The sequence below is a fragment of the Micromonospora sp. NPDC048905 genome, from assembly GCF_040649655.1.
Taxonomy (GTDB): domain Bacteria; phylum Actinomycetota; class Actinomycetes; order Mycobacteriales; family Micromonosporaceae; genus Micromonospora.
This window is the reverse complement of the sequence record NZ_JBEZFV010000012.1, coordinates 133,145-157,754: the sequence shown is the minus strand read 5'-3', so window position 1 is coordinate 157,754 and position 24,610 is coordinate 133,145. Positions and strand designations below refer to the sequence as shown.

Annotated in this window: 27 protein-coding genes and 1 pseudogene; 13 read left to right on the top strand and 15 right to left on the bottom strand. The window is 71.7% G+C overall.

Annotated features, from left to right (window positions below; genetic code table 11):
* Positions 1-145: 145 nt before the first annotated feature.
* Together AB0C01_RS27085 and AB0C01_RS27080 are read left to right on the top strand one after the other, a co-directional pair.
* Positions 146-511, top strand: coding sequence for a type II toxin-antitoxin system RelE/ParE family toxin (locus AB0C01_RS27085; protein WP_357256020.1), 366 nt, complete (start codon positions 146-148; stop codon positions 509-511).
* The gene (locus tag AB0C01_RS27080; RefSeq protein ID WP_357256022.1) at positions 508-825 is read left to right on the top strand and encodes a helix-turn-helix transcriptional regulator; all 318 of its coding nucleotides are present in this window, start codon (positions 508-510) and stop codon (positions 823-825) included. The genes AB0C01_RS27085 and AB0C01_RS27080 overlap by 4 nt, the downstream gene beginning before the upstream one ends.
* Positions 826-930: 105 nt before the next feature.
* Here the strand turns inward: AB0C01_RS27080 and AB0C01_RS27075 are convergent, their stop codons facing one another.
* Entirely contained in the window at positions 931-1,719 is a 789-nt protein-coding gene (locus AB0C01_RS27075; RefSeq protein WP_357572463.1) for an aldo/keto reductase, read from the bottom strand.
* Between AB0C01_RS27075 and AB0C01_RS27070 the strand changes: the two are divergent.
* The 3 genes and pseudogenes from AB0C01_RS27070 to AB0C01_RS27060 form a co-directional block, all read left to right on the top strand.
* Positions 1,718-2,169, top strand: a pseudogene (locus AB0C01_RS27070) (DNA polymerase ligase N-terminal domain-containing protein); the annotation flags it as partial. The gene AB0C01_RS27075 and the pseudogene AB0C01_RS27070 sit on opposite strands and share 2 nt — an antisense overlap.
* 84 nt (positions 2,170-2,253) lie before the next feature.
* Entirely contained in the window at positions 2,254-2,862 is a 609-nt protein-coding gene (locus tag AB0C01_RS27065) for a hypothetical protein (RefSeq protein WP_357572481.1), read from the top strand.
* A 16-nt stretch (positions 2,863-2,878) separates the two neighbouring features.
* Positions 2,879-4,069 carry a threonine synthase gene (locus tag AB0C01_RS27060; RefSeq protein WP_357572480.1) on the top strand — a complete coding sequence of 397 codons (1,191 nt, stop codon included), beginning with the start codon at positions 2,879-2,881 and terminating at the stop codon, positions 4,067-4,069.
* 1 nt (position 4,070) lies between these two features.
* On the opposite strand, the gene AB0C01_RS27055 is transcribed toward AB0C01_RS27060, so the two are convergent.
* The 4 genes from AB0C01_RS27055 to AB0C01_RS27040 form a co-directional block, all read right to left on the bottom strand.
* Positions 4,071-5,870, bottom strand: coding sequence for a glycoside hydrolase family 15 protein (locus AB0C01_RS27055; protein ID WP_357572462.1), 1,800 nt, complete (start codon positions 5,868-5,870; stop codon positions 4,071-4,073).
* Positions 5,871-5,918: 48 nt separating this feature from the next.
* Positions 5,919-6,311 (bottom strand): cupin domain-containing protein, encoded by a 393-nt coding sequence (locus tag AB0C01_RS27050; protein WP_357242327.1) that lies wholly within the window; start codon positions 6,309-6,311, stop codon positions 5,919-5,921.
* A 277-nt stretch (positions 6,312-6,588) separates the two neighbouring features.
* Positions 6,589-7,476: a sulfotransferase domain-containing protein gene (locus AB0C01_RS27045; protein WP_357572461.1), complete on the bottom strand. Its 888-nt coding sequence runs from the start codon at positions 7,474-7,476 to the stop codon at positions 6,589-6,591.
* Positions 7,477-7,538: 62 nt separating this feature from the next.
* Positions 7,539-7,820 carry an adhesin gene (locus tag AB0C01_RS27040; protein WP_355032899.1) on the bottom strand — a complete coding sequence of 94 codons (282 nt, stop codon included), beginning with the start codon at positions 7,818-7,820 and terminating at the stop codon, positions 7,539-7,541.
* A gap of 314 nt (positions 7,821-8,134) precedes the next feature.
* On the opposite strand from AB0C01_RS27040, the gene AB0C01_RS27035 reads away from it, so the two are divergent.
* Together AB0C01_RS27035 and dacB are read left to right on the top strand one after the other, a co-directional pair.
* Complete coding sequence (locus tag AB0C01_RS27035; protein WP_357242321.1) at positions 8,135-8,851, top strand: aquaporin; 717 nt, start codon at positions 8,135-8,137, stop codon at positions 8,849-8,851.
* A 67-nt stretch (positions 8,852-8,918) separates the two neighbouring features.
* Positions 8,919-10,505 (top strand): D-alanyl-D-alanine carboxypeptidase/D-alanyl-D-alanine-endopeptidase, encoded by a 1,587-nt coding sequence (dacB, locus tag AB0C01_RS27030; protein WP_357242318.1) that lies wholly within the window; start codon positions 8,919-8,921, stop codon positions 10,503-10,505.
* 45 nt (positions 10,506-10,550) lie between these two features.
* Here dacB and AB0C01_RS27025 read toward each other — a convergent pair whose 3' ends face one another.
* The 3 genes from AB0C01_RS27025 to AB0C01_RS27015 all read right to left on the bottom strand — a co-directional run bounded on the left by AB0C01_RS27025 (position 10,551) and on the right by AB0C01_RS27015 (position 12,690).
* A complete protein-coding gene (locus AB0C01_RS27025; protein WP_357242315.1) occupies positions 10,551-10,880 on the bottom strand; it encodes a hypothetical protein in 330 nt (109 codons plus the stop codon).
* Between the two features lie 102 nt (positions 10,881-10,982).
* Positions 10,983-11,897, bottom strand: a complete 915-nt coding sequence (locus AB0C01_RS27020) for a hypothetical protein (protein ID WP_357242312.1) — start codon at positions 11,895-11,897, stop codon at positions 10,983-10,985.
* A 199-nt stretch (positions 11,898-12,096) separates the two neighbouring features.
* The gene (locus AB0C01_RS27015; RefSeq protein WP_357572460.1) at positions 12,097-12,690 is read right to left on the bottom strand and encodes a pentapeptide repeat-containing protein; all 594 of its coding nucleotides are present in this window, start codon (positions 12,688-12,690) and stop codon (positions 12,097-12,099) included.
* A gap of 98 nt (positions 12,691-12,788) precedes the next feature.
* Here AB0C01_RS27015 and AB0C01_RS27010 point away from each other — a divergent pair, with 98 nt between their 5' ends.
* Positions 12,789-14,021 (top strand): serine hydrolase domain-containing protein, encoded by a 1,233-nt coding sequence (locus AB0C01_RS27010; protein WP_357572459.1) that lies wholly within the window; start codon positions 12,789-12,791, stop codon positions 14,019-14,021.
* Positions 14,022-14,040: 19 nt separating this feature from the next.
* Here the strand turns inward: AB0C01_RS27010 and AB0C01_RS27005 are convergent, their stop codons facing one another.
* Positions 14,041-14,505, bottom strand: coding sequence for a PPOX class F420-dependent oxidoreductase (locus AB0C01_RS27005; protein WP_357242303.1), 465 nt, complete (start codon positions 14,503-14,505; stop codon positions 14,041-14,043).
* A gap of 34 nt (positions 14,506-14,539) precedes the next feature.
* On the bottom strand, positions 14,540-15,172 hold the full coding sequence (locus AB0C01_RS27000; protein ID WP_357242300.1) for a hypothetical protein: 633 nt from the start codon (positions 15,170-15,172) through the stop codon (positions 14,540-14,542).
* Positions 15,173-15,485: 313 nt separating this feature from the next.
* On the opposite strand from AB0C01_RS27000, the gene AB0C01_RS26995 reads away from it, so the two are divergent.
* A complete protein-coding gene (locus tag AB0C01_RS26995; RefSeq protein ID WP_357242297.1) occupies positions 15,486-16,265 on the top strand; it encodes a D-Ala-D-Ala carboxypeptidase family metallohydrolase in 780 nt (259 codons plus the stop codon).
* Between the two features lie 86 nt (positions 16,266-16,351).
* On the opposite strand, the gene AB0C01_RS26990 is transcribed toward AB0C01_RS26995, so the two are convergent.
* The 4 genes from AB0C01_RS26990 to AB0C01_RS26975 form a co-directional block, all read right to left on the bottom strand.
* Positions 16,352-16,705 (bottom strand): hypothetical protein, encoded by a 354-nt coding sequence (locus AB0C01_RS26990; RefSeq protein ID WP_357242294.1) that lies wholly within the window; start codon positions 16,703-16,705, stop codon positions 16,352-16,354.
* Between the two features lie 145 nt (positions 16,706-16,850).
* Positions 16,851-18,275, bottom strand: coding sequence for a DUF234 domain-containing protein (locus tag AB0C01_RS26985; protein ID WP_357242291.1), 1,425 nt, complete (start codon positions 18,273-18,275; stop codon positions 16,851-16,853).
* A 105-nt stretch (positions 18,276-18,380) separates the two neighbouring features.
* Positions 18,381-19,163, bottom strand: coding sequence for a response regulator transcription factor (locus tag AB0C01_RS26980; RefSeq protein ID WP_357572479.1), 783 nt, complete (start codon positions 19,161-19,163; stop codon positions 18,381-18,383).
* Entirely contained in the window at positions 19,142-20,395 is a 1,254-nt protein-coding gene (locus AB0C01_RS26975; RefSeq protein ID WP_357572458.1) for a histidine kinase, read from the bottom strand. Before AB0C01_RS26975 ends, AB0C01_RS26980 begins: the two co-directional genes overlap by 22 nt.
* A 132-nt stretch (positions 20,396-20,527) precedes the next feature.
* On the opposite strand from AB0C01_RS26975, the gene AB0C01_RS26970 reads away from it, so the two are divergent.
* Genes AB0C01_RS26970 through AB0C01_RS26955 form a run of 4 tightly spaced genes read left to right on the top strand, consistent with a single transcriptional unit; the run spans position 20,528 to position 23,566 of the window.
* Positions 20,528-21,424 carry an ATP-binding cassette domain-containing protein gene (locus AB0C01_RS26970; RefSeq protein WP_357572457.1) on the top strand — a complete coding sequence of 299 codons (897 nt, stop codon included), beginning with the start codon at positions 20,528-20,530 and terminating at the stop codon, positions 21,422-21,424.
* Positions 21,421-22,218 carry an ABC transporter permease gene (locus tag AB0C01_RS26965; RefSeq protein ID WP_357242283.1) on the top strand — a complete coding sequence of 266 codons (798 nt, stop codon included), beginning with the start codon at positions 21,421-21,423 and terminating at the stop codon, positions 22,216-22,218. The genes AB0C01_RS26970 and AB0C01_RS26965 overlap by 4 nt, the downstream gene beginning before the upstream one ends.
* Positions 22,219-22,220: 2 nt before the next feature.
* Positions 22,221-22,970 (top strand): hypothetical protein, encoded by a 750-nt coding sequence (locus AB0C01_RS26960; protein WP_357572456.1) that lies wholly within the window; start codon positions 22,221-22,223, stop codon positions 22,968-22,970.
* A 32-nt stretch (positions 22,971-23,002) separates the two neighbouring features.
* Positions 23,003-23,566, top strand: coding sequence for a heme-binding protein (locus tag AB0C01_RS26955; protein WP_357242278.1), 564 nt, complete (start codon positions 23,003-23,005; stop codon positions 23,564-23,566).
* A 41-nt stretch (positions 23,567-23,607) separates the two neighbouring features.
* On the opposite strand, the gene AB0C01_RS26950 is transcribed toward AB0C01_RS26955, so the two are convergent.
* On the bottom strand, positions 23,608-24,585 hold the full coding sequence (locus tag AB0C01_RS26950) for a hypothetical protein (RefSeq protein WP_357572455.1): 978 nt from the start codon (positions 24,583-24,585) through the stop codon (positions 23,608-23,610).
* Positions 24,586-24,610 lie beyond the last annotated feature (25 nt).

The following is a 24,610-nucleotide window of genomic DNA, read 5'->3' as shown; positions in this document are numbered from 1 at the left end:
TTCATCTTCATGTTGCTGACTGAAGGAAATCGCCGCTTCAGACCTCGCCGAGCGCGTCGATGTCGCGCATCTCCTCCGCCGTCACGCTGCGCGGCTACCTGTGCAGCCGCACACCCCGCGGTATAGCAGACGCTATACTTCACGGATGGCTACGGACGAGTGGGAGATCTACCTCGTCAGCGAAGTGCAGGAGTGGATCGACAGCCTCGATCCACTCACCCACGCCCGCGTCGTGCAAGCCATCGACCTGCTCGCCGAAGCTGGTCCAGGGCTCGGCCGGCCGCTGGTCGACACGATCCACGGCTCATCGGTCGCCAACCTCAAAGAGCTGCGCCCCGGCACCGTACGCATACTCTTCGCCTTCGACCCGTGGCGTTCCAGCATCCTGCTCGTCGCCGGAGACAAGGCTGGACGATGGCAGCAGTGGTACGCGGAAGCGATCCCCCTGGCCGAGCAACGCTACGAGATCTACCTGAAGGAACGCGCCGAGGAGGAGGGCCGACAGCCATGAGCAGCTACCCACGCTGGAGCGACATCCGCGCCGCTCACGTCGAGCGCGCCGGCGGCGAACAGGCCGTCGAGACGGGCAAGCAGGAACTACTCGCCAGCGTGGTCGGACACCGCCTTGCCGAGGTACGCCGTGCCCGTGGCCTAACCCAACAGCAGGTCGCCGACCGCATGAGCGTCACGAAAGGCCGCGTCTCCCAAATCGAACAGGGCAAGATCTCCGGCCAAGACATCGTCGCCCGCTACGCCGCCGCCCTCGGCGGACGCCTCCACCAAGCCATCTACTTCGACGACGGCGACATCGCCGCCATCGCATAACCACCCCACCTGGCCAAAACCAGCCATCGACTAAATCGCGAACGGTGCCGTGCCCGAGCAGCCCCTGCTCGGGCACGGCACCGGCCTGATGTGAACGAAGCCGCTTCAGACCTCGCCGAGCGCGTCGATGTCGCGCATCTCCTCCGCCGTGAGCGAGAAGTGGAAGACGTCGAAGTTGGCGGTGATCCGCTCCGGGGTCACCGACTTCGGGATCGCCACGATCTCGTGGTCGATGTGCCACCGCAGCACCACCTGCGCCGGCGAGACCCCGTGCGCGGCAGCGATCCTGGTCAGCACCGGGTCGCTGAGGTCGCTGGTCTTGAACGGGCTGTAACCCTCCAGCACCACGCCCCGGTCCCGGTGCTCGGCGTGCCGCTGCCGGTCGTACAGCGCCGGACTCCACTCGATCTGGTTGACCGCCGGGTTCTCCTCGGTCGACTGGATCAGTTCGTCGATCTGCCCGGTGCTGTAGTTGCTGACACCCACCGCCCGGACGAGGTTCTCGTCCCGGGCCGCCAGCAGCTCACGCCAGAGCGGGATGCTGTCCGACGGTGACGACGGCGGCCAGTGGATCAACCAGAGGTCCACCTGGTCGACGCCGAGCGCCTCCAGGCTGGCCTCCAACGTCGCCCGCTCCTGGCCCACCCGGTTCGGCGGCAGCTTGGTGGTGATGAAGACGTCCTCCCGGCGCAGCCCGCTCTCCTGCACGGCCCGGCCGACCTCGCGCTCGTTGCCGTACACGGTGGCGGTGTCGACGTGCCGGTAGCCGGTGTCGAGCGCGGCCAGCACCGCCTCGTAACCGGCCTGGCCGGTGGCCTGCCAGGTGCCGAAGCCGAGCAGGGGCATCCGGACGTCGCCCGGGAGCAGGACGGTGGGCTGGTCGGTGAGGTCCATGAGGTCCGTTCTACCCCGCCGAGCGCCCGCCCGCCGAGCGAACCGGACACTCCGGCATCCAGCGCACCGATCCGGTGTGCCGCAGAATGCCTGTGTGACCGACCGGCTGGAGGAGTACCGGCGACGACGGGACGCGGCCCGTACGCCGGAGCCGGTGCCGGCGCGGACCCCCGCGACACCCGGGGCCGACGGCGACACCGCGCGCTTCGTCATCCAGCAGCACCACGCCCGGAGCCTGCACTGGGACCTGCGCCTGGAGCACCAGGGGGTGCTGGCGTCCTGGGCGGTGCCGCGCGGCCTGCCCCGCGATCCGGGTCGCAACCACCTCGCCGTGCACACCGAGGATCACCGATGGAATACCTCGACTTCGCCGGCGAGATTCCCGCGGGTGAGTACGGCGGCGGCCGGATGCTGATCCACGACCGGGGCACCTACCGGTGTGAGAAGTGGCGCGACGACGAGGTGATCGTGACCCTCTCCGGTGACCGGACCGCCGGCCGGTACGTCCTCTTCGCCACTTCAGGACGGGACTGGATGGTCCGACGGACCGACCCCGCGCCGCCGGGTTGGACGCCGATGCCCGACCTGGTCCGCCCGATGCACACCACGGCCGCCGCCGGGCTCCCCCGCGACCGTGCCGCCTGGGGGTACGAGCTGCGCTGGGACGGTGTCCGCGCGATGGCGTACGTCTCCGGTGGGCGGCTGCGGTTGCTCTCCGAGACCGACGAGGAGATCACCGGCGGTCACCCGTGGTTGCGGGCGATGGCCGAGGCGCTCGCACCCACCGAGGCGGTGCTCGACGGTGTGCTGGTGCGCATCGACGGCGCCGGTCGGGTCCGCCCGGTCCGCCCGGCCAGCGGCAGTCGGGTGCCCGCCGGCGCCCAGTACCTGATCGTCGACCTGCTCTGGCTGGAGGGTGTGAGCAGCGTCGACGTGCCGTACGCGCAACGCCGGGAGCTGCTCGAAGGGCTGGCCTTGGCCGGTGTGCACTGGCAGACTCCGCCATGGTTCCCGGGCGCGGGCGACGAGGCCCTGCGCACCGGGCGGGAGCAGGGCCTACCGGGTGTGGTCGCCAAGCGGCTCGACTCGGTGTACGAGCCGGGGCGGCGCAGCCGGCGCTGGTTGAGCATCGACGCGGTCTGAAACGGTGAGGAGCGATGTGTACCTGACCCACCTGGACTGCCCGCGCTGCGGCAGGGAGCACTCCGCCGACGAGCTGCGCAACCTCTGCGCGTGCGGCTCCCCGCTGCTGGCCCGCTACGACCTGCCGGCGGTGGCGAAGGCGGTCACCCCGGAACGGTTCGGGTTGCGCCCGGCCGACCTGTGGCGCTACCGGGAGGTGCTGCCGGTCGGCGACCCACGGCACGTCACGACGCTCGGCGAGGGTTGGACGCCGCTGCTGCGCACCCCGGCGTACGGCGCCGAGATCGGCATCGCGGAGCTGATGGTCAAGGACGAGGGGTTGATCCCGACCGGCTCGTTCAAGGCGCGCGGCGCGGCGGTCGGCGTGAGCCGGGCCCGTGAGCTGGGGGTCGAGCGGATCGCGATGCCCACCAACGGCAACGCCGGGTCGGCCTGGGCGACGTACGCCGCGCGCGCCGGGATGGGCGCGACAATCGTCATGCCGCTGGAGGCCCCGAGCATCTGCCGGCGCGAGTGCGTCGCCGCGGGGGCCGACCTGCGCCTGATCGACGGGCTGATCAGCGACGCCGGCCGGCGGGTCGCCGAGCTGATCGCGGAGTCGAACGGGGCGATCTTCGACGCCGGCACACTGCGCGAGCCCTACCGGCTGGAGGGCAAGAAGACGATGGGGTACGAGATCGTCGAGCAGCTCGGTTGGCAGGCGCCCGACGTGATCATCTACCCGACCGGCGGTGGGGTCGGGTTGATCGGCATCCACAAGGCGCTGCACGAGCTGCGCGAGCTGGGCTGGATCGGCGACAAGCTGCCCCGGCTGGTGGCGGTGCAGTCGACCGGCTGCGCACCCATCGTGCGGGCGTTCGCCGCCGGTGAGGACCGGGCGCGGCCCTGGGTGGACGCGCACACGGTGGCGTTCGGCATCACCGTGCCCGCCCCGCTGGGCGACGAGCTGATCCTGGCGGCGCTGCGGGAGTCCTCCGGCACCGCTGTCGCGGTCGACGACGCGGACATCCTGGCCGACCTTCGGGACTTCGCCGGCCGGGAGGGGTTGCTGCTCTGCCCGGAGGGGGCGGCCTGCCTGACCGCGGCGCGGCAACTGCGCGCCGGCGGGTGGATCCGGGCCGGTGAGCGGGTGGTGGTGCTCAACACCGGCGCCGGGCTGAAGTATCCGGACACGGTCGACGTGTCCGGCGTACCGGTGCTGGTCTGACTCAGTAGCTGTCCGGCGCGGTCAACCGCCAGGCCGCGTTGATCAGCCCGACGTGGGAGAGCGCCTGCGGGGTGTTGCCGAGCTGCTCCCCACTGGTCAGGTCGATCTGCTCGCTGAACAACCCCACGTCGTTGGCGTACCCCACCACCCGCTCGAACAGCGCCTCGGCCCGCTCCGGCTCGCCCGCCATGACCAGGCACTCCACCAGCCAGAACGAACACAGCAGAAACCCGCCCGGGTCGGTCGACCATCGTCGGACCAGCCCGCCGTCCGTGCCCAGTTCCCGCTCCACCATCTCCATCGTCGAGCGCATCCGCGGGTCGGTCGCGGGCAGGAAGTGCGCCACGGGCAGGGTCAGCGCGGAGGCGTCCAGCTCCGCCGACCCGAAGGCACCGGTGAACGCCCCGATCCGGTCGTTCCACCCCTCGCGCAGCACGGTCTCGCGGATCTCGTCGCGCACCCGCGCCCAGCGCTGCGGGTCCGCCCCCTCGCCGAGCCGGTCGGCGAGTCCCACCGCCCGGTCCAGGGTCAGCCAGCAGATCACCTTGGACGACAGGTAGTGGCGCTCCTCGTCGCGGGTCTCCCACATGCCCCGGTCCGGCAGGTGCCACGTCGCCGCCACCTGCTCGGTCAATCCGAGCACCATCTCCCGCAACTCGCCCTCGAACGGCGCACCGAGATAGTCGCGCAGCCGCCACACGGCCGAGATCACCTCACCCGGCACGTCGAGTTGCCGCTGCCGCCAGGCGTCGTTGCCGATCCGGACCGGCCCGCTGCCGCGGTATCCGCGCAGGTGCTGACAGGGGTGCTCGGAGAGGTCACGCTCGCCCTCCAGCCCGAAGAGCACCGGCACCGGTTCGTCGCCGATCCGGCCGATCGAGCGCGACGCCCAGGCGAACAGCCGGGACGCCTCGTCCGGGCAGGCCGCCACCCAGAGCGCGCGCATGGTCAACGAGAAGTCCCGCAGCCAGGAGTAGCGGTAGTCGTAGTTGCGGTCGCCGCCGATCCGCTCCGGCAACGACGTGGTCAGCGCCGCGGCGACCGCACCGCTGCGGGCGTACGTGAGGCCGGTCAGGACCGTCGCGCTGTGCCGGACGAGATCGGGGTACCGGCCGGAGTACTCGTGCACGTCCCGGTACGCGTCCCAGGCCTGCGTCGTCTCGGCGAGCGCGGTTACCGGATCCAGCCGGGCCGGAGGGTCGCCGTACGCGGCACCGAACGCCACGTCCACCCCGACCACCTGACCGGTGGACACCTCGAACTCGTGCGTCACCCGGTCGCGGCCCGCCCGCAGGCGCAGGCCCGGCGCGCGCAGCACCAGCACCACCGGGCCGGCGCCGGCCAGCACCCCGCCGTCCGGCTGCTCGTGCAGGTACGGCGTGAGCAGGCCGTACTCCGGTCGGGGCGCGAAATCCAGCTCCATCCGGACTCGCCCGGACAGCCCCTCGACCACCCGGAGCAGCACGGCGGGCGAGTTCATCCCCAGCTCGTGGGCGCGGGCGCCGATCTCGGCGGCGAGCGCGTCGGTGACCGCCACGCTGCCGTGCGGCGTGTGGTGCACCGTGCGCAGCACCAACGTGCCCGGCCGGTACGCGCGCTCCACCCGGTGCCCCGGGCCACCGGCGCCAACCGGTGCGAGCCGGAAGTGCCCGGCGGTCGGGTCGAGCAGCCGCCCGAACACGGAGGCCCCGTCGAACCGGTGCGGACACCACCAGTCGACCGAGCCGTCCTTGCCGACCAGGGCACCCGAACGGGAGTCCGAGAGGAATCCGTAGTCGGAGATCGCCGGCTGCTGCTCCACCCGCCGCGGGTACCCGCATCGGCCCGGATCAGACCGTTGCCCAACCGCTCAGTCGGTCGGCGGCTCGTCCTTGCCGGCCTCCTCGGCCGCGTCGGCCTCCTCCTTGGTCCGGTGGACTGCCTTGTCGGCGTGCTCGGCGGGGCCGTAGACCGTGTACAGCACCAGCGGGTTGGGGCCGGTGTTGACGAAGTTGTGCTTGGTGCCGGCCGGCACGACCACCAGGTCGCCGGAGACGACCTTCCGCTTCGAGCCGGCGACCCGGGCCTCACCGACGCCACTGACGAAGGTCAGGATCTGGTCGACGTCCTCGTGCACCTCTTCGCCGATCTCCCCGCCCTCGGGGATGGTCATGATGACCAACTGGCTGTGCTCGCCGGTCCACAGCACCCGCCGGAAATCCGGACTCTTCTCGGCAACGGTCGCGATAGTGAAATGTTCCATGCCCACGCTCATACCCCGTTCATCGGCGCGCCACGCAGGGGAGTTGCGGGGCGGCAACTGGCCCTGCACGCTGCCGGGACTGGCGAATTGTGGAATTCCCCACGGTCGGAGGGTTTGGATCCCACCGGACCGGGGATCGAGACACCGGACCGGCACGAACAGCCGGTCGAGCCAGGTCCCCGCCGGCGTACCGCCGAACGGCTGCGGTGGTGGGAGACGGCCAGAGCGCGGCGACGTTCCGACCCTGTCGAGGACGGCGCCGCGCGCTCGTGTGCGCCTAGCGGTGCAGCCAGCGCAGCAGGTCGGGCGGGGCCAGCGCCGCCGCCCGCTCCTGATATCGAGCCTGCCCGGCCGAGTCCAGCAGGTTGCGGCCCTGGCCCGAGGTGCCCTGGCGGAAGAACTGCTGCCGGTCGCGCAGCACGCCGAGCGTGTCCGGGGCGAGCCGGTCCGCCCGCGCCCGCATCCGCCCGAAGGTGGCCGCCTCGACCAGCTCGGACCAGCGTTCCGGTGGGACCGCGATGCCCCACCGTTGGGCGAGCCGACGCATCTCACCGCCCAGGTCGGCAAGCAGGTCGTCGTAGTGCACCAGCTCGATGTTCGGCTCGTGCCGGCGGGCCCAGGCGTCGCTCAGGTGCAGCATCACCCCGGGCAGCGAGTCCAGGTCGGCGCGCGGATCCACCTCCCGGTCGACCCAGCTCGGCAGCCACTGCTCCAACGGCAGCGCTGTCCGGGGCGGCCCGGTCGGGGCGGGCGCGCCGGTCAGCTCGGCGAGGCGCACCGGGTCCAGGTTGCCCGCCTGGTGATAGAGGGACACCGCCAGGTCCAGGGGGTGCCGGGCCACCACCACGTAGTGCACCCGAGGATCGAGCGGCACGCCGTCCAGCGGGGTGTGCGTCTTGATGAACCGTCGGTGCGGTTGCGCGGCCAGCCGGTCGAACACGTCGTCGCGTGGTTCGACCAACCAGTCCAGCCACGGTGACAGCACGGTCAGCGGCGCCGGCAGCTCCGGAGTGCCCAGCACCAGGAGCGCGCAGATCATCTGCATCCAGGTCGTACCGCTCTTGGACCGGGTGCTGATCACGATGTCGCCGTCGCGGAACGGGAATCCCGTCCAGCGGGCGCTGTCCTCGTCGGTGGACCGGTACCGGTGGGCTGGCGGGGGCACCGCGGCAGCGTAGTCGCCGGGCCGACGCCCGAGCAGCCGAATTCCGACCCGCCGGGCCGCGCCTACTGCCGCTCGGTGAAGCCGAACTGGATGACGCCCTCGTCGTCGACGGTGGCGTCCACCGAGGCGTCACCGAGCAACTCGGCGGCGTCCTCGTCCAGGAAGATCCGGGCGCCCTGGTTGTCGACCACACGATCGCCCTGCACCGGCTCGGGCACCAACTCGACGGTCAGGGAGCCCGCCTCGGTGTCGGCGGCGATGCGTACGCCGCCGTCCTGGGCGACGTCCTGCTGGTTGGCGAGGTCACGGATGACGAGCACGGCGTTGTCGGTCATGGTGAGCATTTCGGAACTCCTCGTGGATTCTCGGCTCGCGGTCGCAATGATGCGCAGACCGGACGGTCGGCTCGCGTACGAGCGCACGTGGGAGGCGACAGGAGGGCGAACGGTCGTCGCCGTCGCATGGAATCGGGGCAGCTGACGGCCCCTTCACCACCACCGTGCCCGCTGGCGGAGCATCCGTCAAATAGAGCCAGGTCAGTCGAGAGCGGGGGCCGGGGGCCACCTCGGTGACGATCACACCGACGGCCGGCGCACGCCGGACCAGCGGGGCCGGCCATTCCGGTAACAGCCATCTGGCCTGCGCTTACGCTGAGTTCATGAGCGACTTTCGTCGGTACGCGGCCGAGTTCCTCGGGACCCTGCTGCTGGTCTTCTTCGGGGTCGGCAGTGCCGTCGCCGCGCGGGTCCAGGGTGGCGTGGTGGTGGTCGCTCTGGCCTTCGGCTTCGTGATGGTCGCCCTCGTCTACACGATCGGCCCCCTGTCCGGGAGCCACGTCAATCCGGCGGTGACGCTCGGTGTGCTGCTCTCCGGGAAGATCTCGGCGATCGGTGCCGTGGCGTACTGGATCGCGCAGTTCGTCGGCGCGACAGTGGCGGCCTTCGTGCTCTGGGCGTTGACCCGCTGGGGCGACGTCGCGGACCAGACCGGGGCGTTGGGCACGAACGGTTACGGCGCGCACATCAACCGGGGAGGCGCAGCCGTGCTGGAGGTCATCCTGACCTTCCTTTTCGTGCTTGTCGTCCTGGTGGTGACCAGTCGTAGCGAGAATCCGGGCACCGCGGGTCTGGCCATCGGGTTGGCTCTCGCCGCGACCCAACTGGTGGGCGTGACGCTGACCGGCGCCGCGGTCAACCCGGCTCGCGCGTTCGGCCCGGCGGTCTTCGAGGGTGGTGTGGCGTTGCGGCAGCTCTGGGTGTTCATCGTCTTCCCGCTGCTCGGCGGGGCGCTCGCCGCGCTTGTCGCACCGTTGGTGATGGGTGCGCAGCGGCACTACTGGGGTGGTCACGACAAGTCGGTCGGCCGACCGACGTAGTTCGGGTCGGCGAGGACCCGCCCCGAGGCCCTTCTCCGGCGAATACACCTCATGACAGCATCGGCGCATGCATCGCCGTCACTTTCCTCGGGCTCTCGCGCTGCTCACGCTCGTCGCCGTCGCGGCCACCGCCGGAGCGCCCGGCGCCACGGCCGAGTCGCCCACGCCCGCGACGACCCGACTGAACGCCACAATCGACACGATCCTCGCCGACGCCCGGCTTGCCGGGGCGCAGACATCGGTGGTCGTGGTCGACACCAGCACCGGCCAGACGCTCTACGACCGCAACGGTGACCGTCGACTGATCCCGGCCTCGAACACCAAGCTGCTGACCTCGACGGCGGCCCTCGAGCTGCTCGGCCCGGGACACCGCTTCAGCACCGACGTACGCGCCACCGGCAAGCGCCGCGCGGGCCTGCTCTCCGGCAACCTCTACCTTCGCGGCGGAGGTGATCCGACGATGCTCGCCACGGACTACGACGCGCTCGCCGCGCAGGTCGCCGCCGACGGCGTGCGGGTGGTCGCCGGCAACCTGGTCGCCGACGACACCCGCTACGACCGCACCCGGCTCGGCCCCGACTGGACCTGGGACGACGAGCCCTACTACTACGCCGCCCAGGTGTCCGCGCTGACCGTCGCGCCGAGCACCGACTACGACGCGGGCACCGTGATCGTGCACGCCGCCCCGGCAGCCCGAGCCGGCGCCGCACCGGAGATCAGCACCACCCCGCCCACCGCGTACCTGCGCATCGACAACCGGGCCCGCACGGTCGCCGAGGGCACGACCTCGATCTCGATCGAGCGCGAGCACGGCGACAACACAGTCGTGGTGACCGGCCAGATCGCCGTCGGGGGCAGTCCCGCCAGCGACTGGGTGACCGTCGAGGAGCCCGCCGGGTACGCGGCCGACGTGTTCCGGGCGGCGCTGCACCGGCACGGCGTCCGGGTGCTCGGCCGGACCGTGCTCGGCCAGTCCACCCCGGAGACGGCCGACCCGGTGGCGCGGCACGAGTCGATGAGTCTGGGTGAGCTGATGACGCCGTTCCTCAAACTCTCCAACAACGGCCACGCCGAGGTGTTGACCAAGGAGATCGGACGGGTCCGGTCCGGGTCGGGCACCTGGACGGCCGGACTGACCGCGATCAGCGAGTACGTGGCCGACTCCGGTGTGGACACCGGGAAACTGCGCCAGCGCGACGGGTCCGGGCTGTCCCGGCGCAACCTGGTCCCCGCGACGGAGTTCGTCGACCTGCTGAGCGCCGTCCGCACCGAACCGTGGTTCGCCACCTGGTATTCGGCACTGCCGATCGCCGGGCAACCCGATCGGTTCGTCGGCGGCACCCTGCGCAGCCGGATGGCAAACACGCCCGCGGCGGGCAACGTGCATGCCAAGACCGGGAGTCTGACAGGTGTCTCGGGCCTTTCCGGCTACGTCACGAGCGCCGACGGCCGACTGTTGGCGTTCTCCATCCTGCTGAACAACTACCTGACGGCGTCGGTCAAGCCGTTGGAGGACCAGATCGCCGTGGCGTTGGCGGGATACCGCGAGGACGTGGCGGCCACCACGGCGCGGATGGCACCGCCTGCGGTGCCGGAGACGCCCGGGAACCCGGAGGGCGTCGAGTGCTCCTGGGTCAAGCCGATCACCTGCTGAGCGGGCGCCGGGAGGCGCATCCACGCCTCCCGGCCCGTCGCACGGTCAGGCCGGGCGGTCCGGTGGAGGGACCACCGCCGCCGGGTCGCCGCGCTCGATCAGCGCGTCGATGTCGGCGGCCCGCAGCCCGCGCAGGGCGAGCACCCGGGTGCCCCAACGGTGCAGGCGGCACGGGTGCGGGCTGGCGTCGTTGCGGCAGACCACTCCTCCGGACCACCGCTGCGGGGCGTGCACCACCACCGCCCGCACCGCGAACTGGGTGTCCTCGCCGGTCACGTACGGCGGCAGGGGAATGTCGCGGAGCACCTCCCCGGGCGCTTCATCGGCACCGGACGTAACGGCGCGACGGACGCGGTGGGCGGTGCTGCTGCTCATCTCCGCTGCCTCCACACTGGATAGTTGGATGGGGACAGCAGAAAGTTACGGCCTCCTCGACGGTGCGCGACGGACAAACTGTCCCGAGGTGCGATCGACCGGTCAGCGCACCGCCACGGCCTGGAGGCCGACGTTGCCGCAGTGCGGGGTGAAGACCTTGTCAACGGTCCAGGTCAGCAGCAGTCGGGCGTTCTTCGGCGCGGCGAACCGGACGGTGAACTGGGCGCTCCGACTGGTGTACGGGTCCTCCAGCACGGCGGTGCGGGCGGTCCCACCGGTGGACAGGCGTGCTTCCAGCCGACCCCGAGCCATCCAGGTGCCGCCGTAGACCTGCACCGTGCGCGGTTCACCGCTGCCGGCGACGGCGAGGGTGAACCCGTTGCCGGCACCGCAGGTGTAGACGCCGTTGGAGGTGCCGTTCGTCGACCGCTGCGACGAGCCGTCGGACCAGCGGACGTACTCCTGGTTGCCGTCCCAGCCGACCCGCGTGCCGACACCACCCGCGTCGATGATCTCCCCGGAGCCGGAGTTCTTGCGGACCGTCGAGTTGCCCCCGCGCGGCCCCCAGTGCATCCAGTCCCGGGTGCCCACGGCGGTGAGGTCGACCTCGGCAGGCATCTCCCCCTGGGTCATCGACAGCACCGGGGACCCGGGTGACGCGGGAGGCGCGGGAGATGCGGGAGGTGCGACGGGCGCGCTCGTGGCGGGTGTCGGATCGGGCGAGGGTGGGCGCTGACGCGGACGCAGGCCCGGCATCGCCGGCCCCGCTTCGCCGGTGCGCCCGTCGGTGGCCGGGTGAGCGGCGGAACGGGCGGCGCCGGCAGGCACCTCTCCCGCGCGGCCCGCCTGGTCGTCGCCGGACTCCGGGTCGGACCGGCTGGCGAGGTACGAGACCAACAGCACCAGGCAGACGAGTACGGCGACCCCCTCCACCGCCCAACGCCGCCGCTGCCGGGCACGGGCGACCCGGCGCAGCCCGGTGCGGGTCTGCGTCCTCGTGTGGTCGTCGTCCGTCACCGACCCTCCACCTCCACCGCCCGGCTGCCATCGACCGTCGCGCGCCGCGCCGTCCACTGTGGGTCGTTTCACGTTTGCACCGGTGTGGACGACACGCTAGATCCGGACCGGCGGACGTGTCCAGCCCCGCAGCCGGACGCTGCCGGACGCCCCGCCTTGCGCGCACGGCGTACCGGCTGGACCGTCGGTGCCCCTCGCGTCAGCCGATCCGGAACCCGAGCACCTGCGCGATGACGATGGCCTGCTCGGCGTCGACGATGGCGCCGTCCCGCTCGACGACCGTCGGGTCGAGCGCGGTGAGGTCGCTGCCGCGCAGGTCGGCGCCGCCGAGCCGGACGTTGAGCAGCAGCGCGCCGGAAAGATCGACGCCGGTGACGGTGGCGCCGGTGAGATTGGCCCTGGTCAGGTCGGCCTCGCGCATCCGCACCCCGGTCAGCCGGACGCCGCGCAGGTCGGCACCGGGCAGCGCGACGAAGGACCAGTCACCGCCGTCCACCGTCATCGGACGCAGGTCGCACTCGACGAAGGTGCTGCCGATCAGCTTGCAGCCGGTGAACTCGGCCTCGAAGAAGTTGCACCGCCGGAAGACGCAGCGGGTGAAGGCCGAGTCGACGTGCCGGGACGCGTTGAACTGCACGTTGCCGAACGTGCAGCCGGTGAAGACCGCGCCGCGGCTCACCGCCTCCGTCAGGTCCACGTCGAAGAACTCGCAACCCGCGAAGTGCCTGTCGACGAGCTCGTCGCCGTACCAGTCCTCGTTGCGGAAGGTCGCGTTCTCGGTCAGCTCCGGCATCCGGCCAGGCTAGTGGCCACCACCGACAGCCGACGGGCCGGCGTCGCTGGTGGCGGCCCCCTTCCGGTGCCGGCGTACCGGCTAGTAGGTTCGGCGACGTGAGTGTGGCTCAGAGCACGGACCCGGATCAGATCGGTTTCGACCCGACGCGGTTGGCGCGGATCGACGAGCACTTCGCCAGGTACGTCGACGACGGCCGGCTGGCCGGCTGGCAGGTGGTGGTCACCCGTCGGGGCGAGGTGGCGCACTCCTCGACGTACGGGCTGGCCGACCGGGAGTCGGGCGCACCGGTCGAGGCCGACACGCTCTGGCGGATCTACTCGATGACCAAGCCGGTCACCTCGGTCGCGGCGATGATGCTGTGGGAGGAGGGCCGGTTCGAGCTGACCGACGAGATCAGCCGCTGGTTGCCGGAGTTCGCCGACCTGCGGGTCTACTCGAAGGGGTCGGCGCTCAAGCCGTTCACCGTGCCGGCGATCGAGCCGATCCGGGTCTGGCACCTGCTCACCCACACCGCCGGTCTGACGTACGGCTTCCTGCAGACGTCGGTGGTCGACGGGCTCTACCGGGCCGCCGGGTTCGACCTGCACCCACCGGAGGACGTCGATCTCGCCAGCGCCTGCGCGGCCTTCGGCGAGCTGCCGCTGCTGTTCCAGCCCGGCACCGCCTGGGGCTACTCGGTCGCCACCGACGTGCTCGGCCGGCTCGTCGAGGTGATCTCCGGGCAGAGCCTCGACGCGTTCTTCGCCGACCGGATCTTCGGCCCGCTGGGCATGACCGACACCCGCTGGTGGATGGACGGCGACGACGCCGGGCGGCTGGCCGCGCTCTACGTACCGGACCCGCGCAGCGGCCGGGCCGTTCGGCACGACAGCCTCGGGGCGCACGCGTACCGCAAGCCGGCCCTGCTCTCCGGCGGTGGTGGTCTGATCTCCAGCGCCGCCGACTACCACCGCTTCACCCAACTGCTACTGCGCGGTGGGGAACTGGACGGGGTTCGGCTGCTCGGGCCGCGCACGGTGCGGTTCATGACCCGCAACCACCTGCCGGGTGGCCAGGACCTGGGCACGCTGTCCACCGGCGGCTTCGCCGAGACGACCCTGGACGGGATCGGCTTCGGCCTCGGCTTCGCGGTGGTCGAGGACCCGATCCCCAGCCGGGTGCCGAGCAGCGTCGGCGAGTTCTACTGGGGTGGGGTGGCCAGCACCGCATTCTGGGTGGACCCGGCCGAGGAGGTCACCGCACTGCTGTTCGCCCAGCTGATGCCGTCGAGCACCTACCCGCTGCGCTCCCAGTTGCGCCAACTCGTCTACTCCGCCCTGGTCGACTGACCTGGGCGGCGGGGCGCGGTCAGTCGGCGAGGCGGGCGGGGAAGCCCCCGGTGGCGATCGGGCCCCAGGCGTCGATCGTGACGCGGATCAGTGACTTGCCCTGGCGCACCATCGCCGCCCGGTAGTCGTCCCAGTCCGGGTGCTCGCCGGAGATGCTGCGGAAGTACTCGACGAGCGGCTCCACCGCCTCGGGCAGGTCGAGCACCTCGGCGGTGCCGTCGATCTGCACCCAGGGGCCGTCCCAGTCGTCGCTGAGCACGCACGCCGACACCCGGGGGTCGCGGCGGATGTTCGTCACCTTGGCCCGCTCGGGGTAGGTGGAGACCACGAGCCGCCCCTGTCCGTCGATCCCCGCGGAGACCGGGGAGGACTGCGGTCGGCCGTCGGCCCGGGTGGTCATCAGCACGACGCGGTGTCGCGGCCGGAGGAAGTCGAGCAGGCCGTCCCGGTCGACCCGGGTGTTCTGTGCGATGCTGCGCGCCATTCCCCGTTCCTACCAGGGCGGCGGCGACGGCGGGTCAGCGGGGCGCGGAGCGGTGCGCCGCCTGGGTGGGCACCCGGGGGCGGCTGGAGGGGCGCCAGGCCCGACCGTTGGCGTAGATCACCCGGAAGCCGAGGTACGAGGCGAGCGGCGCCCAGTGGGCGGAGCCCATCCGCAGCTCGGCGGCATTGTGCCGCTGACCGTTGGCGAGCACGTCGAGCAGGACGGTTTCGAACGCCGCCGATTCGACCCAGTCGACTTCTCGGCTGAAACCGCAGATCAGCGCGGCACCGGTGACCTCCAGGAACTCGCGCAACACCGCGTCCGAGGCGCGCAGCACCGAGCAGCTGCCGAAATAGAGTCGCCGCCCCTCGGCGCGGCCGGCCATCAGGTCGGCGACCTCGTTCAGCTCCACGGACTGCCAGTCGGTGAGGCAGAGGCGGCTCGGCTCGCCGTGCATGGCGAAGAAGCCCACCCGGTGGTCGGCGTACTGCTTGAGCAGCCAGCGGTCCAGGAAGTAGAACAGTTCGTCGCGCGTGGCCGCGTCCTTGTGGATGAAGCGGATCTTGCCCAGTCGCTCCAGCAGCTCAAGGGTGGGCAACACGGAACCCCGCTCGTTGAGGTCCCGGTGCCACTGACCCTCGACACAGAAGACGCCACCGCGTGCCACGTGCACCTCCGCCAGTCCGCCCGCCCGGGCTGACGTTACCGCCAGCCACCGACAGCGGAACATCACCCTCGGTGTGATTGATTGCGACGTTCGGTGTGCTTGTCGTGATTGGTTGGAGCAGGGGTGATCGGTGACGAATGGCTGTTTCGTAAATCAGCACAATTCCCAGGCAATACCCAGGGATGGCGGTTTGTGAGGACGATTCTCGTTAACGACCGCCAACCGGCCCGATGAGTGTCAGGGTGGAAATCGCGGGACTTCTCGGTCGATGTCCTGGAGCCACCCCATTCGCTCTCCTATCGGGAGGACTTCTGTGCGCGTAAACACCTTGAAGCGAGTCGCCGTCGCATTCGCCCTGGCGCTGCCCGGGGCAGCAATCGCCACGGTGGTCGCCGCGCCGGCGGCACACGCGGACGGCTGTTACACCTGGAACCGCAACCTGTACCAGGGACGCTCGGGCGACGATGTCCGCCAGTTGCAGATCCGGATCGCCGGCTGGGCCGGCTACCGGGACATCGTGGAGAACGACGGCCAGTACGGACCGAAGACCGCCGCCGCGGTCAAGCGGTTCCAGCAGGCGTACGGGCTGCGTGCCGACGGCGTCGCCGGCCCGCAGACCTACACCAAGCTGTACCAGCTACAGGACAACGACTGCACGCCCGCGCACTTCAGCTTCACCGAGATGGACGACGGGTGCGGCGGGTCCGGTTACAGCGGTGGACCGCTCTCGGCGGCCCAGACCCGGCAGAACGCGCTCCGCACCATGTGGAAGCTGGAGGCGATGCGCAAGAGTCTCGGCGACAAACCACTCGACGTGTCCAGCGGCTTCCGCAGCCGGGCCTGCAACAACCAGGTCGGCGGCGCGTCCGACAGCCAGCACCTGTACGGCAACGCGGCCGACGTCACCGCGCGGTCGTCCTCGCTGTGCCAGGTCGCCCGCAGTGCCCGCAACAACGGCTTCAGTGGGATCTACGGGCCGGGCTATCCCGACCACGACGACCACGTGCACGTCGACTCGCGGCGAGAGAACAACAGCGACTCCAGCTCGAACACGACGAGTTGGTCGGCGCCGGACTGCGGGGTCGGCAACTGAGCCGTCCGCCCAGCGTGACGTCGGCCCGACGCGGAGGGGATCTCCGCGTCGGGCCGGCGTCCTGTCGTCCCGGGTCGGGCGGGCGCTCAGCTCGCCCGGGGCCAGCGCGGCGCGGTGACGGGGGGTGCCACCGGCCGGCCAGCGACGGTGGACCGTGCCCCCGGCGGCACGACCCGCGCGGTCTGCTGCCGCGACGGCCCGGTCGCCGTGAAGGGGAAGGGCACGTGCACGAACGGGTTGCCGTGCCGGATCACCGCCTCGATCTGCCGCTCATTGAGCCCGTGTGTCTCCAACACCCGTCGTCCCCAGCGGTGCAGGCGGCACGGGTAGGAGGCGCCGTCGTTGCGGCACAGCGGCCCGGTGGGCCACTCCTCGGCGGTGTGCACGACCACCGCCCGGACCGCGAGCCGAACGTCCTCCGGGGTCAGAGGTGCCGGCATTGGCACCTCCCCCAGTACCTGATCGATGGGATCCGTCGACTGCTCACCAACTCGCACGGCAGGCCTCCCGCAGCTCGGCAGCGGTACGGCGGACTCACCGCACCGACATCCTCGGCAATGGGTACGGCCGGCACCCGACGAAAGTTCAATCCCGATACGCGCGAAGCAGATCCTCCGGCGACAGAACGTGTAGCCCGTCGACGGCGGTGCCGCTGCGCGCCACGGCAAGGGTGGGTACCGACTCGTCGGCACCGGGCAGCTGGGACCGGTGCAGGAGCAGCCGGCCGAGGTCGTGCGCGTCGAACGGCCGGTTCTCCTGCCATTTGATCGACCCGACGAAGGTGATGCGCCGCGCGACGGGCTCCCGGTCAGCACCGACTATGTCTATTTCCGGATCGTTTGTCCGGGTCCAATAGCCACCGACCGTCGCTGCCTCCGCCGGCAGGTGCTCGCTGGGTAGACGGCGCAGCGCCTCGCGAACGACAGGTTCGATGGCCCGCCCCCGCCAGGACGTCCAGGACCGAAGGATCCGGGCCAGGGTCAGATCACCCCGCCCCCGCTCGATCTCGGAGAGGTGCGGCCCCAGGAACGACAGCCAGAAGCGCAGGTACGGATCAGCCACCGTGTACCGGGTTTCCCGCGACGGCCTGGTGGACAGCGGAACGGCGACCTCCACGACCCGCTTCTGCGTCAGCAGGCGCAGGGCGCGGTTGAGGGACGCCTGCGGAAGATCCCCCGCCGCGCGGGAGATCAGCGAGAAGGTCCGCTCACCGGAGCCGATGGCCCGCAGCACCAGGCCCGCCTGGGACTGGGGCGGGAACTCCGCAGCCAGCGCCCGTTCGCCGCTGACCAACAGGGCCGAGGTCGGATCCCGTACGGCGTCGGCCAGATAGTCATGCACCGACACGCCGGTCGGCCACTCGTCGAGGATCAGCGGCAAACCACCGGACACCAGGTAGGCGTCGAACGCGTCGGCGGCGGACAGGTCCAACATGTCGCGAACGTCGGCCGGGCTCAACGGCGGGATGACCATCTCGGTTGCCCGCTGGTGGAACGGCCGGCCGTAGTCGTTCAGGGCCTCCATCATCGCCAGGTCCGATCCGACACAGATCAGCAGGACCGGCCGTCGGGAAAGCTCACGATCGAAGATCTTCTGCAGTGTCCCCTCGAAGCCCGGGTCACCCGCGATGAGGTACGGCATCTCGTCGAGGACCACGACGCTCGGCCGGTCGGCCGGCAGCGCGGCGGCGAGCAGGCTCAGGGCGGCATCCCACGTCTGTGGTTGCTGCTCGCGAAGTAGCTGTGCGTCCGGCAGCGTCGAGGCTGCCGCCTCCTCCACGAAGAGAGCGAGGTCGGCGGCGACGCTGGGCTGCGCGGAGGCGGTGAAGAACAGGTACGGCACCTCGGCCCGCTCCACGAACTCCTCGACCAGTCGGGACTTGCCTACCCGTCGGCGACCGCGCATGAGGAGTGCGCGACCTGGTCGGCCAGCTCTGCCGCCCCGTTGCACCCGAGCGAGCATGCCGCTCAGGAGCTGAAGCTCACGGTCCCGTCCGACGAAGCCGTCCATGACCCACCCCTGACACAACCAAAAATGAAACAACCAAGAATGAGTGTAACCTCATCCGTGTTGTCGCGATCGACAGATGGTGTCGGGGCATCCCGGCCGCGTGGCTCAGGCCAGGCCGGCGTCGTGCACGAGCAGGGCCACCTGGACCCGGTTGTTGAGGTTGAGCCGGGTCAGCAGCCGCGAGACGTACGCCTTGACCGTCGCCACACTCATGAACAGCTCTCCCGCGATCTCCGCGTTGGTCTGGCCTCGCCCGAGGGCGACCGCCACCTGCCGCTCCCGTTCACTGAGCCCGCTGAGCAACCGCAGCGCCCGCTCCCGGCGCGGGTCCGGACCGGGCGGGACGGGCGTGCCGGCTGTCACGTGGGCGATCAGCTTCCGGGTCACCGTCGGGGAGAGCGTCGCCTCGCCGGCTGCCACCCGTCGTACGGCGTGCACGATCTCCGCCGGCGCGGTGTCCTTGAGCAGGAATCCGGCCGCCCCGGCGCGCAGCGCCCGCAGCACCTGCTCGTCGGCGTCGAAGGTGGTCAACACCAGCACCTCCGGCGGGTGCGGCTGGGCGCGCAGCGCCTCGGTGGCGGTCAACCCGTCCACGCGGGGCATCCGGATGTCCATCAGCACCACGTCCGGGGCGTACGCGGCGACGGCGGCCGGGACCTCGCCGCCGTCGGCCGCCTCACCGACCACGGTCAGGTCCGGCAGGCCGCCGAGGATCATCGAGAGGCCGGCCCGGACCAGGGCGTCGTCATCCACGATCAACACGCGCACCGACGGCACGGCCGACTCCGGCCCGACCGAGCCCGACGGCCCGGCGGCACCAGCGGACCCCGGCGCACCGGCAGGCCCCGGCGCATCGGCGGGCACGGTCATGCCGGCCACGGCAGCCAGGCGGCCAGCCGGAAGTCGCCCGCGTCGTCCCGGCCGTAGGCCAGCCGGCCGCCGGCCAGCGTGACGCGCTCGGTGATGCCCACCAGGCCGGTGCCGGCACCGGGCAGCGTGCCGCCGGGCGGTGCGCCGACCGGCCACCGGTTGCCGATCGCCACGGTCAGACCAGCGCCCGGCCCGCCGGCCACGTCCACGGTGACGGCCGCGCCGGCCGCGTGCTTGCGGGCGTTGGTCAGCCCCTCCTGCACGATCCGGTACGCGGCCCGGCCCAGCGCCGCCGGCACCTCCCCCACCCGGTTTACGGTGTCGCTGACGTTGACCCGTACCCCGGCGGACCGCGACTCGGCGATCAGGGCGGGCAGGTCGGCGAGAGTGGGCTGCGGCGGCTCGGGGGCGTCGCGGTCGGTGCTGCCCTCGGCCCGCAGCACTCCGATCACCTCTCGCAGGTCCTGGAGGGCGGCGTGCGCGCTGCCCCGGATCACCCCGGCGGCGCGGGCCACCTCGTCCGGCGGCGCGTCCGGGCGGAACTCCAGCGCGCCCGCGTGCAGGCTGAGCAGCGAGATCCGATGCGCCAGCACGTCGTGCATCTCCCGGGCGATGCGGGTGCGTTCGAGGTGGCGGGCCTGGCTGACGCGGAGCTGCTGCTCGGCCTCGGCCCGCTCGGCGCGCTCGCGCAGCGACACGATCAACTGCCGGCGAGCCCGGACGAACATCCCCCAGGCCAGCACGGCGAAGGTGAGCACCACACCCCACGACGCGCTGGCCCAGTACGACATGTTCGGATCCGGACGCAGCCAACTGAAGACCAGGTTGGTGATCAGACCCGCGCCGGTCACCGCCACCGCGATGGCGGTCCGGCGATGCACCACGACGGTGAAGAACAGGATCGCCAGTGGGATGGCGGCGGCCATCGAGAACATGGTCAGCGGTGTGGTGGCCAGCAACAGCCCGAGCGGCCACCGCCGGCGCAGCCAGAGCAGCCCCGCGCAGACCAGGCCGATGAGCGCGTCCCCGACTGTCATCCAGTCGTGCGGCAGCGGGATCGCCATCGCCGGATCCGGCGACAGGGCGTCCGCGGTGACGAACAGCACCCAGAGCAGCGAGACCAGGAACGCCACGCTGTCCACGATCCAGTCACGGGTGGTGCGGCGCGGACGCGTCCGCCCACGCTCGGCCGGCACCACCAGCTCCCCTGGCAGCAGCCAGGGATGCTCCGGGACGGCGAGGCTGGTCACCGCCCCATGCTAGGCAGCCGACGGGCACCACGACCAGCTACCAAAGTCGAGACCCGAACGTCGACCAAGGGCGACACGGCACCGACCGGTGGCCGCAGCGGATGGCTGGGCGACGCGGGCAGGCTCTTTCGCATGATCACGGTCGAGAACCTCACCAAGCGATACGGGCCACACCCGGCCGTGGACGACGTGTCGTTCCAGTGCGAACCGGGCACCGTCACCGGCTTCCTCGGCCCCAACGGCGCCGGCAAGTCCACCACCATGCGGATGATCTGCGGGCTCACCGCGCCGAGCGCCGGCCGCGCCACCGTCGCCGGGCACCCGTACCGGGAGCTGCCCAACCCGGGGCGGGAGGTCGGCGTGCTGCTGGACGCCTCCGCCCAGCACGCCGGGCGCACCGGCCGCGAGGCGTTGACGCTGTCCGCGTACACCATGGGTTTGAGCCGGCGCGAGGTCGCCGCGAAGCTCGACCTGGTCGGGTTGAACGCGGTGGCGGCGAAACGTCGGGTACGGGCGTACTCGTTGGGCATGCGGCAGCGGCTCGGCCTGGCGCAGGCGCTGCTCGGCGACCCTCGGGTGCTGATCCTCGACGAACCGGCCAACGGCCTGGACCCGGAGGGGATCTTCTGGATGCGCGGCCTGCTGCGCCACTTCGCCGACCGGGGCGGCACCGTGCTGCTCTCCTCCCACCTGCTGCGCGAGGTGGAGGCGGTCGCGGACCGGCTGGTGGTGATCGGGGGTGGCCGGATCGTGGCCCAGGGCAACAAGAACGAGCTGCTGGCCGGTGGCGGCACCGTGGTCCGGGCCCGCGACGACGCGGCACTGCGCCGCGCGCTGGAGACGGCCGGATTGAGCGCCGCCGACAGCTCCGAGGGGCTGCTCGTGCAGGCCGACGCCGAGGCGGTCGGCCAGGCCGCCGCCGATGCCGGCGTCGCGCTGGCCGAGCTGCGGCCCGCCAGCGGCGGTGGCCTCGAACAGCTCTTCCTCACCCTGACCGCCGGCGAATCCACCAAGGAGGCCGTCCGATGACCACCGCCACCGCGCCCGCCGCCGGCGCCGTCGCGCCCCGGCACCACACTCCGGTACGCCGCCCGTCGCTGCTCCGGCTCTCGGCAGTGGAGGTGCGCAAGCTCGTCGACACCCGGGCCGGCCGTTGGCTGCTGATCACCATTGCTCTGGTCACCGCCGCGATCGTCACCCTGCAACTGATCTACGCGAAGGACGCCGAACAGACCTTCCCCAATTTCTTCGTCCCCTCGCTGCTGCCGGTGTCGGTGCTGCTGCCGGTGCTCGGCATCCTGTCGATCACCAGCGAGTGGTCGCAGCGGACAGCCCTCACCACCTACGCCCTGGTGCCCCGCCGGGAACGGGTGGTCGTCGCTAAACTGATCGCCGTGTCGCTGACCGCGCTCGCCTCGGTGCTGACCAGTCTCGCCGTCGCCGCCATCGGCACGCTCGTGGCGTCCGCCACCGGCGGGGCGGGCACCTGGGAGTTCGACTGGTCGCTGGTCCTGAACGCGGTGGTCATCCAGGTCACAAGCGTTCTGATGGGCGCCGCCTTCGGCCTGCTGCTGCTCAACCCGCCGCTGGCGATCGTCGGCTATCTCCTGCTGCCCACCCTCTGGGGGGTGCTCGGCGAGATGGTCAAGCCTCTGCGCGGCCCGTCCGAGTGGCTGGACACCAGCAAGACCATGGAACCGTTGTTCAGCAGCGACGCCGTCACCGGCGGGCAGTGGGGGCGGATAGTGGTGTCCCTGCTGGTCTGGATGGTCCTTCCGCTGGCCGCCGGTCTCTTCCGGACGCTGCGCCGCGAGGTGTCCTGACCATGGACCTGGCCGGCAATCGACCACGCACCGTCGTCAGCGGCGGCGCGACAGAGCTGGCCGTCATGTGGGGCGGCTTCCCGCTTGTCGGCGCGGGCCTCGGATGGCTCCTCGTGGCGACGACCGGTTGGCTCGCCCGGTTGCCCTGGGTGCCGTTCGGTGACCTGGTCGAGTGGCTGGACCGGCTGCCCGAGCCGCAGGCCACCTTCGGCGCGGTCGCGGTGGGCGTCCTGGCCGGCCTGGTCGTCGCCGGGATCGGCACCGCCGAACGGCTGATCGTCACCGTCGACGCGGCGCAGGTCCGCCTGCGCCGCTCCGACCAGGACCGCGCCGTCGCACGGGTCGACACCCGGATGGTCTTCCTCGCCGACAAGCACCTGGTGCTGCTCGACGGCGACGGCGCGGAACTGGCCCGCGAGTCGACGGACCTGCCGGCCGCCCAGCTGGCGGAGGCGTTCCGCACGCACGGCTGGAGCTGGGCGGACGAGGATCCGCACCGGTCGGCGTACCGGCTGTGGGTGTCCGGCCTGCCCGGACTGCCCGCGGGCGCGGACGCGCTGCTACGCGCCCGTGAACGGGCGATCGAGCGGGACCGCCGCGACGACGCCCGTGAGTTGCGCCGGGAGCTGGGCCGGCTCGGGGTGGTGCTGCGCGACGAGGGCAAGCGGCAGTACTGGCGGTTGACCACCCGGGCCGTCGCCCCGGGGTCGGAGCAGCCGACTTCGGCCGAGCGGAAGCCGGACGAGCGGTAGCGTCTGTCCCAGGAGATCCTGGGAGCCGCGCGATGACCGAACAGCAGCCGTACCGGGTGGTGTCCCGCCACCCCGGCTTCGAACTGCGTCGGTACCCGGCCCACCTGGTGGCCGAGATGCAGATCCAGGCGTCGTTCACCCGGGCGCCCATCGAGGCGTTCCGGCCGTTGGCCGCGTACCTCGGCGGCGCCAACCGGACCCGGCAACCGATCGGGACGGCCGCGCCTGCGAGGCCCGCCGCCAGCGGTTCGGAGAAGATCGCGATGACCGTCCCGGTGGTCCAGGTGGAGGGTGAGCGGCCGGGCGCGTACCTGATCCAGTTCGTGATGCCTGTCGTCTTCACCGCCGCCACCCTGCCCGAACCGGTCGACCCGAGGGTGCGGACCCGCGAGGTGCCGGGGCAACTGGCGGCGGCGATGCGGTTTTCCGGCCGGTGGACGGAGCAAGCGTTCAGCCAACGCGCCACCATGCTCGGCCGCTCGGTCACCGCGGCCGGGCTGCAACCCAGAGGCGCGATCCGGTACGTACGCTTCGACCTGCCGTGGAAGCCGTGGTTCCTGCGCCGCAACGAGGTCGTGCTGCCGGTCGTCGAGTGATGCGCCGACGGCCGTCCGGCTACCGGCGGTCGTCGGGCGAGCTACCGGCGGTTGTCGGCGGTCGGCCAGGCCAGCAGCAGGGACATCCCGAGCCCGGCGAGCAGCCTGCACAGCGAGACCAGCAGGTCGGAGTCGGCCGCGTTGATCGGGCTGTTGCCGGCCAGCGCGGTGAACGTCGGCCCGATCGGCAGCAGGATCAGCATGGGGATGGCCGTGACCAGCAGGAAGGCAAACGGTCCCACGAAGGCGGCGAGGGCGGCCAGAGCGTGGTGCCGCCAGATCGGCCGACCGCCCGGCCAGTCCCAGGCCAGCAGAGTGACCCCGGTGAGCAGCACGGCCCCGAGGGCCATCTCCGGCAGGAGTCGCGTCCCGGGCGCAACGGCACGGACCAGCCCGACGCCGAGCAGCGATGCCACGGCTAGGCCGGCCGCCAGCCCGACGCGGGACCGGGGCCGCGCCGGGGCCGCCGCCAGCGCGGCAGCGACGGACAGGACGACGAGCAGCGCCGCGGTGGCCAGGGCGCCCTGGTTCAGTTCCGGCTCCCGGTCCGTCGGTGACTCGATACCGGCCGCCACGATCGTCAAGACGCCGGCCACACACGCCGCACCGGTCAGGACCTTCCGATCGGCGGCTGGAGGCAGCCCGCGTTCCCAGCCCATCAGGGCCACCGCCAGCACGCCGAGTACCGCGCAACCGCCGACGGCAAGCAGCACCGTCGCCCGGACACCGATCGGATCGGTCCGGTCGATCGCGAGGTCGGCGGCGACCCAGCAACCGCCGAGCACCACTGCCGTTCGGCTCCAGGACCGAAGACCCCGGCCGGCCAGCACCAGCCCGACCGCCACCGCCATGATCGCCAGGAACCGAAGGTCGCGCGCCCAGTAGGTGTTGTTGCCCGGCAGGCGCTCCGACCACGGGCCGATCGGCTCGGTCAGCGGTTGCAGCACGGTCACGCCGAACGCCCAGAGCACGACGGCGACGGCGGAGAGCAGCAGCCCGACCGGCCGCGCGAATCGCATCCGTGGACCGTAGCCGTCCGGCCGC